This window comes from Rhodococcus sp. WS3 (genome assembly GCF_003797085.1).
GTDB lineage: Bacteria > Actinomycetota > Actinomycetes > Mycobacteriales > Mycobacteriaceae > Rhodococcus_F > Rhodococcus_F globerula.
Map to the genome: position 1 here is coordinate 735,829 of NZ_RKMA01000002.1, position 12,447 is coordinate 748,275.

Annotated in this window: 9 protein-coding genes and 1 tRNA gene; 1 reads left to right on the top strand and 9 read right to left on the bottom strand. The window is 61.8% G+C overall.

The window, feature by feature from the left end; all coding sequences use genetic code 11:
• Positions 1-38 precede the first annotated feature (38 nt).
• The 9 genes from EEB13_RS17510 to EEB13_RS17550 form a co-directional block, all read right to left on the bottom strand.
• Entirely contained in the window at positions 39-944 is a 906-nt protein-coding gene (locus tag EEB13_RS17510) for a LysR family transcriptional regulator (protein WP_033234734.1), read from the bottom strand.
• 168 nt (positions 945-1,112) lie between these two features.
• Positions 1,113-2,351, bottom strand: coding sequence for an acyl-CoA dehydrogenase family protein (locus EEB13_RS17515; protein WP_095886111.1), 1,239 nt, complete (start codon positions 2,349-2,351; stop codon positions 1,113-1,115).
• On the bottom strand, positions 2,348-4,093 hold the full coding sequence (locus EEB13_RS17520) for a dipeptide ABC transporter ATP-binding protein (protein ID WP_095886110.1): 1,746 nt from the start codon (positions 4,091-4,093) through the stop codon (positions 2,348-2,350). The genes EEB13_RS17515 and EEB13_RS17520 overlap by 4 nt, the downstream gene beginning before the upstream one ends.
• On the bottom strand, positions 4,090-4,971 hold the full coding sequence (locus tag EEB13_RS17525) for an ABC transporter permease (protein WP_095886109.1): 882 nt from the start codon (positions 4,969-4,971) through the stop codon (positions 4,090-4,092). Before EEB13_RS17525 ends, EEB13_RS17520 begins: the two co-directional genes overlap by 4 nt.
• Positions 4,968-5,984: an ABC transporter permease gene (locus EEB13_RS17530; RefSeq protein ID WP_095886108.1), complete on the bottom strand. Its 1,017-nt coding sequence runs from the start codon at positions 5,982-5,984 to the stop codon at positions 4,968-4,970. The genes EEB13_RS17525 and EEB13_RS17530 overlap by 4 nt, the downstream gene beginning before the upstream one ends.
• Before the next feature lie 3 nt (positions 5,985-5,987).
• Complete coding sequence (locus EEB13_RS17535; RefSeq protein WP_033234736.1) at positions 5,988-7,631, bottom strand: ABC transporter substrate-binding protein; 1,644 nt, start codon at positions 7,629-7,631, stop codon at positions 5,988-5,990.
• Between the two features lie 403 nt (positions 7,632-8,034).
• Entirely contained in the window at positions 8,035-9,807 is a 1,773-nt protein-coding gene (locus EEB13_RS17540; protein WP_179300711.1) for an ABC transporter ATP-binding protein, read from the bottom strand.
• Complete coding sequence (locus tag EEB13_RS17545; protein ID WP_051730540.1) at positions 9,804-11,672, bottom strand: ABC transporter ATP-binding protein; 1,869 nt, start codon at positions 11,670-11,672, stop codon at positions 9,804-9,806. Before EEB13_RS17545 ends, EEB13_RS17540 begins: the two co-directional genes overlap by 4 nt.
• 11 nt (positions 11,673-11,683) lie before the next feature.
• Positions 11,684-12,055: a rhodanese-like domain-containing protein gene (locus EEB13_RS17550; protein ID WP_033234737.1), complete on the bottom strand. Its 372-nt coding sequence runs from the start codon at positions 12,053-12,055 to the stop codon at positions 11,684-11,686.
• A 234-nt stretch (positions 12,056-12,289) separates the two neighbouring features.
• Between EEB13_RS17550 and EEB13_RS17555 the strand changes: the two genes are divergently transcribed.
• A tRNA-Cys gene (locus EEB13_RS17555) sits at positions 12,290-12,363 on the top strand.
• Positions 12,364-12,447: the final 84 nt, after the last annotated feature.

The window sequence follows — 12,447 nt, forward strand, 5'->3', positions numbered from 1 at the left end:
CGCGACCTGAAGGACATGGGTACCGATCGCGGCAGACTTCACGACGCGAGACGCAGCGGTACCGCAGCCATCCTCAGCGCGCGGATCGCCGCAGCCACCGCCGGTCGCTCGAGCGAGGCCTGACGATACGTCACACCGATCTCGCGGGCTCCGTTGGCGACAGGGCAGGCAACGAGGTGCTTGGCCGACTCCGGCACAGCCATCTCCGGCAGCACCGTCACACCGAAACCGTGATCGACCATCTCCGCCATGGCACTGAAGCTTGCCGAACGATGCTCGATTCGTGGGGTGAACCCGGATTGCCTGCAGGAGAACATGATCGACGCAATCGACGGAGCACCGTCCTTGGCCGCAATCCAGTCGGCATCGGCAACTGCTTCGAGACCGTACAGCTGAGCCCGCTCACGCAGCGGTGCCGGCGCCAACAGCACGAGCGGATCGGTGAACAGGAACTCCGAGCTCAATCCGACGGGGAGTTCGCTCGTACGAAACGAATACGTGTAGGTGATCGCAAGGTCGACTTCTTGTTGCCTCACTGCCGGTACGGAATCGACCGGTACCGCGTCCACCAATCGGACTCGCAGACCCTGATGTTCCCGATGAAGACGGGTTGCTGCGGGAATCGCGAGTCGGGTGAGAGCGGTGGTAAACGTCGCGAGGGTGAGGACACCCGTGACCGATTCACCGGTGGCCGCGACAGCGCTTTCAGCCTCCTCGAGCGCAGCGATGATGCGTGCGGTGTGGTCGACCAGAACCCGGCCGGCATGGGTGAGGCGCAGGACTCGTCCCTCCCGACGCGTGAGAACTGTGCCGACCTCCTCTTCGAGGAGACGCATCTGCTGGGAAACTGCAGATGTCGTGATTCCGTGACGTTCGGAGACCGAGGTCATCGTCGTCAGTTCCGCGAGGTCGTGGAGCAGAATCAATCGTCGTATGTCATACATGATGTGTCCTCGCGGCCAGGCAATTGAGCGGAGCGCCCGATAACACATTGTGCTGGAAATCCCGGCGCCTCCACAGAGTTGGGATCACCGGGATTCGAGCAACCTCAGCGCGAAACACTCGGAAACAACAGACCGAAGTTTCAGATTGCTACAGCTGCAGTTGAGATTTCAGAAGTAGCTGATCGGTGGCGGCAACTCCCCGTTGACCTCGTAAGCTCCGAGATAGCGCAGTTTGTAGCTTCCGGGATTGTGCGAGGACAGCGTCCGGGCATTTCGCCAATGTCTGTCGAGATTCTTCGACTGGCTGGTGGTGGATGCACCGCCAGTTTCGAACAACAACCATCCGGCCTTGCCGGCGAGTTCGTCGGCGATCACCTTCGCCTTCGAGACATCAAGAGCAGCAGCCAGTCTCAGTTCGGCGCGCTCGTCCGGATCGGTTGCCCGCACCGCCGCGTCCAGCACCTGGGCTGCGGCGCGCACTGCCGATGTCACGGCAAACGAGTACGCCGATATCTGCCCGATCGTATGGTGCACCACCGCCTCCCCCGATGGATGGTCGGCTTGACCGTGAAAATAGTTGCGACTACGGGCGTTGACTGCCTCCACGGAATCCGCGACGATGCTGCGAACGATTCCGGCGATGACCGTCGTGAGATACAACTGCGCAAACGATGCCTCGTATTTGTCGACGGACGGACCGTCTTCAGGAAGGACCTCGTCGTCGCGCACGATCACGTCGAAGTATCTGGTCGAGCCACTTCCGGTGAGTCGCTGGCCGATTCCGTCCCAGTCATCTGTCCGATCGATACCCACCCGCGTGGCGGGAATCGCCACGGTCACCGGTTTTCCGGTCTCCCAATTCCCCTTCACAACCAGATAGTCCGCGTACAGGTTGCCAGTGGAGTAGAACTTTTCACCACGCAGAAGAAGTTGGCCGTCCTGCTTACGCACGGTGGTTGTGAAGTCCGCCTGGGCGTCGCCTGACGTGGGCGTGGTCCGTTCACCGTACGATCCGAACACCAACGTACCGCGCGCTGTCTCTTCGAGGAGTCGTCCTCGGATTCCGACGACCGGCAGGGAGAGTGCATTCTCGACGAAGCCGAAGTGGTTGCGCAGCGCATGCGCGATGGACGGGTCCGCGGAGGCCAGATCAGCTACCACATCGAACAATTCGACGAGACTGATGCCGTGGCCGCCCGCCTCGACAGGTAGACGCAACGCGCCTATTCCTGCCTGTTTAAGTTCGTCCACCAAACCGTAGGGGATGTCGTGGTGACGATCTCGGTCGGATGCTCCGACACGTATCTTCGAGAAGAGTTCGGCCAACCCGAGTCTGCGTGTTACCGGACCTGGATCGATCGGACCAGGTGGAAGCGGATTGGTGGGCGTTTCGAGCGTGGACGTCATGACGCAACTCCGATCGTACGGCTGTGGGTCCTGTGATCGTCGAGCAGTTCCTGCCGGTGAACATGCGGTACGGCGGCGACAAGTGCACGGGTGTAGTCGCTGCTCGGATTCCCCAGTACCTGCTCGACGGCTCCCGACTCCACGGTGCGACCGGCCCGCATAACCGTGACATCGTCGGCCACCAGACGCACGACTCCCAGATCGTGTGTGACGAACAGGTAGGTCAGCCCACGTTCGGCTTGAAGATCGACGAGCAGTCGTAGGATCTGGGCCTGCACCGACACGTCGAGCGCGGAGACCGCCTCGTCGAGGACGAGCACTTCCGGGTCGGCGGCGAGTGCGCGAGCGATGGCAACTCGCTGACGCTGACCACCCGACAGTTCCGCCGGTTTGCGAAGCAGATACTCAGGGCCGAGTGCAACGGCTGTCAGCAGGTCGGTCACCCGCGCGCGGATCTCCTTGCGGTCCTTGGCGATCCCGAAGGTTCGCAACGGCTCTGCGATGGTGCGCTCGATCGTGAATCTGGGGTCGAGCGAGGACATCGGATTCTGATACACCAGCTGGATCCGTCGACGAACAGGGTGCAGTGCCCGATTCGACAATCCCGAGATCGGGTCGTCGTGCAAGTACACCTTTCCGAGATCCGGAGTCGTCAACCCCACCACGGCGCGGGCCAGCGTCGACTTCCCGGCGCCGGATTCCCCCACCACCGCGTGCGTCGTTCCGCGGCGTAGCCGTATCGAGACGTCGTCGAGCGCGGTGAAGACATCACGCGCGCCGGTCGCGTCGACCACTGAGAAGTACTTGGTGATCCCGTCTGCTCGGAGTACCACCTCCCCGCTGTCGCCATTCACCGTGTCGCCGTTCGCCGGTTCGACGCCGACGTCTGGCGCCAATCGGCCGAGTTGGAACGACGGTGCGGCCTCGAGCAGTTGCCGCGTGTACGGGCTCGCCGGATCGCCGACCACCGATTCGGTAGTGCCCTGCTCGACGATCGTTCCGCCCTGCATGACGATCAGACGGTCGGCTCGCTCCGCGGCGACCCCCAGATCGTGAGTGATGAGCAGAATGCCCAAGCCGAGTGTGGAGCGCAGGTGCTCGAGGTGATCGAGGATCACCTTCTGCACTGTCACGTCCAACGCCGATGTGGGCTCGTCCGCAATCAGCAACTCCGGATCGTTCGCGAGTGCGATGGCGATCAGAACACGTTGCTTCATACCTCCCGAGAGCTCGTGGGGAAACTGCGAGTACAACCGCTCCACGTCCGAAAGTCCGGCCAGACGAAGCTTTTCCAACGCCACGGCCTTGGCTGCTGACTTGCCTATACGTCGGTGCAGACCGACAGCATCGAGTACCTGGGTGCCAACGCGTTTGACAGGATTGAGCGAGTTACCCGGATCTTGCGGAACGAATCCGACGAACGGACCCCGAACCTTGGCCAGTCGCTTGTCGTTCCAGCCGGTGGTGTCCTCCCCGCGGAAGCGAATGGTGCCGCTGTCGACCCGCGCCGACGACGGAAGTAACTGCAGCGCAGAATGAATGGTGGTGCTCTTTCCCGAACCGGACTCACCCACCACCGCCACGAACTCGCCGGCCTCGACGTTCAGGCTCACATCACGCACGGCCGCGACGGAGCGACCTCTACCTCTGACATAGCTGACGCTCAATCTGTCGATCGCCAACAGCGGCGTCGACGTCGGGGCCGGCTCGGTACCGACAGGTGATTCGAGAAGCTCGGTCATCGCGACTCTCCTAACGACTTGCTGATTCGATTGGTGGACAGGACTACTACCGCGATCACGATTCCCGGAAAGATCGCGATCCACGGATACACGGCCAGATAGTCGCGGCCTTCGGATACCGCCAGCCCCCATTCGGGCTGCGGCGGCGGCGCGCCGTAGCCGAGGAAGCCGAGCGCTGCGACAGCAAGGATCGCCGCACCGAATTCGAGCGCAGCCAGAGAAAGGACCGCGGCGAGTGAATTGGGAAGAACATGCTGCAGAACAACCCGTCCGAACTTCGCCCCGGATCCGTAAGAGGCTTCGACGAATTCGGTGTGCGCCACTTTGAGAACCTCGGAGCGCATGACACGAGCGAAGGCTGCGATGGCGGTGATTCCGACGGCGACCGCCACGTTCAGTGTTCCGTAGCCAAGCGCAGTCACGACGGTCATCGCCAGGAGCAGGCCGGGAATGGCAAGCAGCACGTCGACAAAACGCATCACGACACCGTCCGCACGCCCACCGATGAAGCCACTGAGAAGACCTGTCGCGGAGCCGATGACAAAACCGACAGCTACTGCGACCAACGTCGCCGTCAACGTCGTCGACGTTCCGTAGATGGTGCGTGCCAACAGGTCACGTCCGAGCCGGTCGGCGCCGAACGGGTGCTCGAAACTCGGCGGCGCAAAGCTCGCGTCGACGTCACCGTCATAGGGGCTCTTGCTCGTGAAGAGACCGGGTACGAGCGCCCACAAGATCACCACGACGATGACAATCCAGGACAAGGCCAGGCCAGGCGCAGACACGATCTCGCGTGCTCGGCGGCGCAGCCCGGCCGAGTACCCCGGCGATGGCTCCTCCGTGACCACCGTGCGGGGGATGTCGACTACTGCGGTCATGAGAGCACCAACTCCTGCTCGACGGGCTTCTTCTGCGCGGAGTCGACATCCTTGGCTGACACACCCGACCTCGAATTGAGCACGGCAGTGCGCAATCTCGGATCGAGCAACGGATAGACGATGTCGACCAGGAAGTTCACCGTCACGAATACCAAGGCTGCGAACACGACTGCCGCCTGGACCAAGGGCACGTCCTGGGTCCGCACCGCGGTCTCCGTCAACCTGCCCAGACCGGATCGTGAATAGATCGTCTCCACGATCACCGCTCCCGCCAGTAGGTTGCCGAGGGTGATGCCGGCAATTGTCAGAGCCGGAAGCGCGGCGTTCTTCACCACGTCGTTGACCAGAACCCAGAGCCGCGTTCCGCCCTTTGCCGTCGACACCGCGACGTACGGTGATCCCAATCCGATGGTGAAGTTCTTCACCAGCAGCTGGGCGATGGGAGCACTGACGGGGATCGCCAAGGTCACCGCCGGCAGAATCAGCGAAGCGACGCCGTCATTGCCGATCGACGGAAACCAGCCGAGCTGAAACGAGAACACCTGCAAGATGACCAATCCCACCAGGAAGACCGGGACGGATACTCCAAGTGCCGGGATGCTTGCGAGGGTGTTGGCCAACCATCGATTGCGCGTGTAGGCCGCACCGAGTGCCAGTGCAAAAGCAAAGACCACCGCCATGGTCAGTGCAACTGCGGCCAGTATCACCGTCTGCGGCAGGACCTGGGCGATCATCGACAAGACAGGTTCACCCGTCCGCGTCGACTGTCCGAAGTCACCCTGCACGGCGCGCAGCAGACGAGTGAAGTACTGCTCGAATACCGACCCGCTCATTCCCAGCTGATCGCGGACCACATCCTTCTGCGCATCACTGACCAGGTCACCGTCACTTGGACTGAACATGACATCGACAGCGTCGTAAGGCAGTACGTAGAGAAGCACGAACGTGAAAGTGTAAGCAGCCCAGATGACGAAAAGCGATTGGCCCAGTTTGGCCAGCACGTAACGGGTCATGGCTCAGCTCTTCTCGATCCACGTGTCGTAGAAGACATTCCGCGACTGCGCTTCGTAGCTGATCCCGTGTACCTTCGGATCTGCCGCCGTGACCTGAGCCGGGTTGTACACCGGCGAGGTCAAGGCTGCGGTGTCGAGGATGAACTCCTGCGCATCTGCCGCCGCCTGCGCGCGCGCCGTCGGATCGAGCGTGGCGCTCACTCCGAGCAGAACGTCGACTGCCTGCTGATACAGCGGATTGTCCTTCGCAAGCTTGCCGGCGTTGGAGAACAGCGGAGAGTACGTCTGTTCGAGGACTGCGACATCGGCGCGACTCGTGTTGGCGACCTGAATGTTGTAGACGCCGGACTTCTTCGATTCCGCACTGAAGTCGGGGATCGGGAGAACCGCCAGATCGAGCTCGATACCGATCTTGGCCAGGTCCTGCTGAATCAGCTCGTACGCGGGCTTGTTGACCACCAGATTGTCGATGCCGAGAAGCTCGAGAGTGAGCCGCTTTCCGTCACGCTCACGGATACCGTCGGCACCCGACTTCCAGCCAGCCGCATCGAGGATCTTCGCCGCCTCGTCCTGGTTCTCGGTCAGATCGGCACTGAAGTCCTTCCATCCGGGAACCCGCGAGGAGATCGCCGAGGTCGACACCGCGTAGCTGTCCGTGAGCACGGTCTTCTTCAGGGCGTCACGACTCCAGCCCAGATTGACTGCCTTGCGCACAGCGATGTCGTCGGTCGGAAAGACGTCGGTCTTGAAGTCGAAGGCGATGTCGCGTCCGGGAATCAGTTGGGAAACAATCTGATACCCCTGCGCCTTCAGCGGCGCCTCGTCCGTCGAATTGACATCGAGGATCGCGTCGACCTCACCCGACTTCAGCGCACCCGTCCGAACGCTTGCCTCGGGAATCACCGCAATCTCCACCGTGTCGAGGTACGCCTCGCCGCTGTGCGCTCGACTCGCCGGTGCCCAGTCGTACCCTGCCCTCTTGGTGAGCACCGTCTTCTCCTGGTAGATCTGCTCGGTCACGGTGTACGGACCGGTGGTGACGATGTTCTGCGGGAGCGCGCGGTCCGCTTTGCTCAGCTGGAGCGTCGAGTGTCCGACTATTCCGGAGAAATAGTGCGAAAGTGCATGCAGGAAACCGGCATTCGGCCGATTGAAGGTGGCCTTCACCGTCAGTGGATCGATCACTTCGCTGCTGACGAACCCGACCCAGTACGCGGTCACCGCGGGAACGCCGAGTGCCTCGTTGCCGAGCCCGAGAATATCGAAGTTCTCCTTCACCACCGCAGCGTCCAGTTTGCTTCCGTCGTTGAACGTGACATCGTCACGCAGGTGGAACGTGAACGCGGTCAGATCGTCGTTGTACTCCCACGACGTCGCGAGCCACGGTTCGATCTCTCCTGTCTCGGGGTTCTGGTAGGTCAGTTTGTCGCTGGTGTTGCTGGTGATCAACGACTCCGGATAGCTACTCCCGGAATGTGGATCGAGGTTGGCCGGGGCATCGAGAACCGCGAATCGCAGTGTTCCACCGGAGACCGGATCACCTCCCTGCGCCGAAGCGACCTTCGCCTGCGCAGAGCATCCGGTGGCCGCGATACCGACTGCAAGAAGAAGTGCGCCGACAGCGCGCCAATGGCGGATAGATTTCACGAAAGTGCTCCTATTGTGCGGTTTTTCAAATACACCGATGCGCGAAACGGCAGACGACACCCAAGGGGACTGACTGCCGTGGGCATCATGTGAGTGGACGAAGTGCGCCCGGAGTCGGGGCGCAACGAGGTGAATCTCGATCAGGAGTGGGTCAACAACTGAGACAACACAGCAGCGGACGTGCGTGGACCACGCCGTCGCTGCTGCTGTGGCGACCGAGATCGCCGTCGTTGTTGTTGGACACGTCTAACTCCTGATAACCGAGCCGATCATGTGCGATGCCGAACGCATGCACTGCTGTCACGTCCACTATCGAAGTAATTCCGCGTCACAACAACCCATCGGGGCTACGCAATCATTTAAGAAGTACTTCACCGACGACGGCCGGGGCCGGGATAGCGGGTCAGAGACTGTTCATGGTCTTCCATGCCTGATGGAGGGCAGCGTACCGCCCACCTGCTGCAGTCAATTCGGCGTGCGATCCTCGTTCCACCAATAGACCGTCGTGGAAGAGCAGAATGCTGTCTGCGGTCTCCGCGGTGATCATGCGGTGAGCAATCGTGACCGTCGTGCGTCCCTTGGTCAGCTGGGCCAGTGCGCGCTGCACGGTGACATCGATGGCGGGATCCACCCCGCTGGTTGCTTCGTCGAGTACCAGCAGATCGGGATCCACCACAGCGGTCCGCGCCAGGGCCACGAGTTGTCTCTCGCCTGCGGACAACGCATCGCCTCGCGTTCCCACGAGCGTATCGAGCCCGGAACCGAGACCCTGCACCCATTCGGAGAGGCCCAGATCGCACAACACGTCCATGACGTCGGTACGGGTGGCGCCGGGACTCCCCATTGCGATGTTCTCGAACACCGAGCGGTCGAACAGGAACCCTTCCTGCGGGACGATGGCGACACGACGGGCGAACGAACTGTCGGTGATCCTGCGGATGTCGACTCCGCCGAGTTCGATCGATCCGCTGGTCGACAGGAGTTGACGGGTCAACAGTTTCGCGAAAGTTGTTTTTCCCGAGCCGGTTTCGCCGACCACAGCCACGTGCTCATGTGGCTCGATGTCGAGGTCCAGGCTGCGGATCGCATGTTTGCTCGGGTTGTACGAGAAATCGACCGCGCGCATCCGGACGCCGACGCCGCCGACGGGGAGCGGCGTACCCGCACCAGCTCCCACGGTGACCGAAGGCTCGGAAAGCAAGTGGAACACTCTGCGCAATCCTGCTACCGCACTCTGCGACTCCCCCAGAATCGACACGGAGAACTGCAGCGGGCGCACGAAGAACGTGATGAGGAACAGGAATGCGACCAACTGACCCGCAGTCAGATCCATCCACTCGATGTGACCGGTACCCACGGCGGCGCCGAAGAGCACGACCGCAGCTGTGATGGTTCCGCTGGCGGCTTCACCCAGAGACATGTTGACGCCCAACGGCAATTGGGTGTGCAACAGCGATTTCCTCGTCGTGTCGATCAGTCCGTCCACTCGCGCCTGGATACGTGCGTCGGCTCCGTACGAACGAGTCACCTCGGCGCCGTTCACCATGTCGGACACACCGTCGTACAGATTCGCGACGGCTACTCGGACTTCGCCGAATCGGCGGGCGATCACTCGTTGGATCAATCGCATGGTCACCACCGCGATCACGGAGACACCGATCACCAACAGTGCCAACTGCCAGCTGTACACCAGCATGATCGACGATGCGACCAACATCTGTGCGCAGTTCGCAACCAGTGTGACACCACCGGTCTGGACGAACTGCGACACCGTGTCGACGTCGCTGGTGACGCGGGCGACCAGCGATCCGCGGGCTGTGTCGTCGAATCTCGCGGGCGGCAACCTGAAGATGTGAGTGAATGCAGCTGTGCGCAGTGCCGCCAACGCGTTTTCGCTGGTGCGGATCAACCGGCGGTTGAGCAACCACGACGCCGTTCCCGCTGCCGCGACGCCGAGTGCACCCACCCCCACCGCGCCGAGGAGCACAGTCGAATTGTCATTGTCGGCATTGCCGTGCAGCAGTGCGTGATCGAGGGCGTACTGCACCGTCAGCGGAACCACGATTCGTCCGCTGGCAGCGACAAACGCCAGTAGAACGGTCAACCACATTCCGCGGAGGAGACCGGGGTACAGCACTCGAGTCGCTCGGACTTTCGACGCCAGGGACTCACTCATGACCGGCCGCCGGCCGCGTCCAACTCGTCGATGTCCATTCCGTCGGCGTAGGCGTCGACTATTTGCCGGTAGCCGTCGTACTGCGCGAGAAGGTCTGTGTGAGTGCCGGAAGCGGTGATCACACCGCCGTTCATCCACAAGACGCGATCGGCCAGAGTAACCGTGCTCTTGCGCGCCGCTGTCATCACGACGGTACATCGACGGTCGCCGCCGCGTTCGCTCACGAATTCGCGACGAATGTTGTCGAGCACGTCGCGCTCGACTGTGGGATCGAGTGCGCTGGTCGCGTCGTCGAGGATCAGCAAGGACGGCGAGCCGGCCAGACCGCGGGCCAGCGCGATCCGTTGACGTTGGCCACCGCTGAGTGAGGCACCTCGTTTCCCGACCGCGGCGTCCAGCCCACCGGGAATGCCTCGGACGAACTCTGCGGCCTCGGCCACGTCGAGAGCCCGCCAAACCTGGAGATCGTCGATATCGCGACCCAACGTGACATTCCCTCGAATCGTGTCGTCGAACAAGAAGGACGTCTGGCTCACCACTGCTACCCGGGTTTCGATTTCTCCGTCCGCGAGGCTTCTCACGTCGATACCGTCGTAGCGCACAATGCCCGTATCAGGATCGGCAAGCCTGGCCAGGATGCGGACGAGCGTCGTTTTCCCGGATCCGGTGGCACCGACGACGGCAACGACATCACCGGCGTCGAAACGCAACTCCACCGGGCCGATGGCTTCACCAAGTGCCCCGTCGTACGTGAAACGCACCGCCTCTACGTGCACCCCCAAAGCCTTCTCACCGGCCAGCGTTTCGGTTCCGAACTGCGTGTAGTCGACGGAATCGAGTACCGAAGCAGTGCGTTTGTTCCCCACCACGGCCAGCGGCAGAATGCTGAGGAACCGGCCGATCATGCCCAGCGGCAAGGCCATCGTCAGGAACAGATAGATGGTCTCGACCAGCGTGCCAACAGTCAGCTCGCCCGCGGACACTCGGCCAGAACCGATGAGCAGCACCACCAATACCGTTGCCGTCGGGGCAAGTTCGACGAAGGGATCGAAGGCCGCACTGACAAAGGACATCCGAGTATTCGCAACGCGGGTGTTCTCGGCGGCGCGCACGAATCGTGCCGACTCACTGTCCACGATCCCCAGCGTGCGGATAACCTGCTCGCCCTCGATGGCCTCGTGCGCGACGCTACTGACCGCGGCTCTGGCTCGTTGCGCGTCACGAGCACGCGGTGACATCACCCGCTGGTACACGAAATTAGCCAGAAGCACGACGAACACCAGCATCAGCGCGACCACCGCGAGGTACCGGTCCGAGCGCGCGATGTTCGCCAGCGCCACCAGGAGCATGAACACACTGCCCATCGCAAAAGCGAAGAATTGCATGGGCGCCCACTGAACTTCGACGTCGGAGACCACGTTGGAAAGCAACTGCCCGGTGGAGTGCCGCCGATGCCAGGGAACGCCGAGCTTGGCATACTGCCGTATCAACGCACGCCTGGTCGACGCTTGGTTGCCGTACTGCACGTATGCGGCCGCGACCGCTCGAGTGACGATGGTGATCACTCGAAGAAGTGACACTCCGGCGATGGCGCCCAAAGCGATCCACCACGACCGCGCCGAAACCTCGGCATCCGTGAAGGCCGGGATGATCAGATGATCGGTGGCCCAGCCGATGGCGACAGCACTGAAAACCATCGTGGAACCGTTGATCAGTCCGGCGATGATCGACAGTGGAGTCGCTATCCGATACCCCAGGCTCCCCTTGGCCATGACCCGCACGCCGGCACGCAGCACGGTACCGGTTTCCATCGAATCGAGATCGTCGCCAGGCAACGAAATGGCCGAACCTCCACGCATCGACATCGAGAAACGAATTACGACTGCGGCGAAACAGGTTCGGCAACGGTCAGACCCGCCGCCTTCCACGCCGGGAAACCGCCGTCGACGTGGACCACGTTCACGAACCCGCGCTGAAGAAGCCCCTCGGCAACCGGCGCGGAACCGGCAATCGAGCCACACACCACGACGATCGGTTGATCGAGCGAGTTCACCTCCGAGTGCTTGGCGGGCGAGTCGAGTCCGAACTCGGCATCGAGGTCATTGCGGTCGACGACCACGGCTCCTGGAATTGCGCCATTCTCGTTGCGGCCCTTCGCGCTGCGCACATCGATGAGCAACGCCCCTCCGGCCACTGCTGCTGCGGCGATTACCGGAGTGACCAACGCTGGTTCGTTCTGCGGCGACATAGTGGTCCTTCATGGTTCTCGGGTACGGAAAATAGATGCACAGTTAGATGCACGTGCACGCAATTGAGTCTGCACAGCGGTTGCCCGAAGAACAAGCAAGCTGATCTACGAGGATTGTTTAGATTTGCTTTAACTCGTTGCGGCTCAAAGATACTCGACACTTCAGTCCGATCAACTCTTCGTGATCACAACTCTGGCGAATGCTGTTTTCTACAAACATAATTGATTGCCAGCGCGGGTGTGGCCGAGAGGCGAGGCAGCGGTCTGCAAAACCGTCCACGTGGGTTCGAATCCTGCCATCCGCTCCATCACCGATGGGCACCGACCTCGAAGTCGGTGCCCATCGGGTTGAGATTTGCCGCGATAACAACAGATCACGCGCTCGTTGCGAT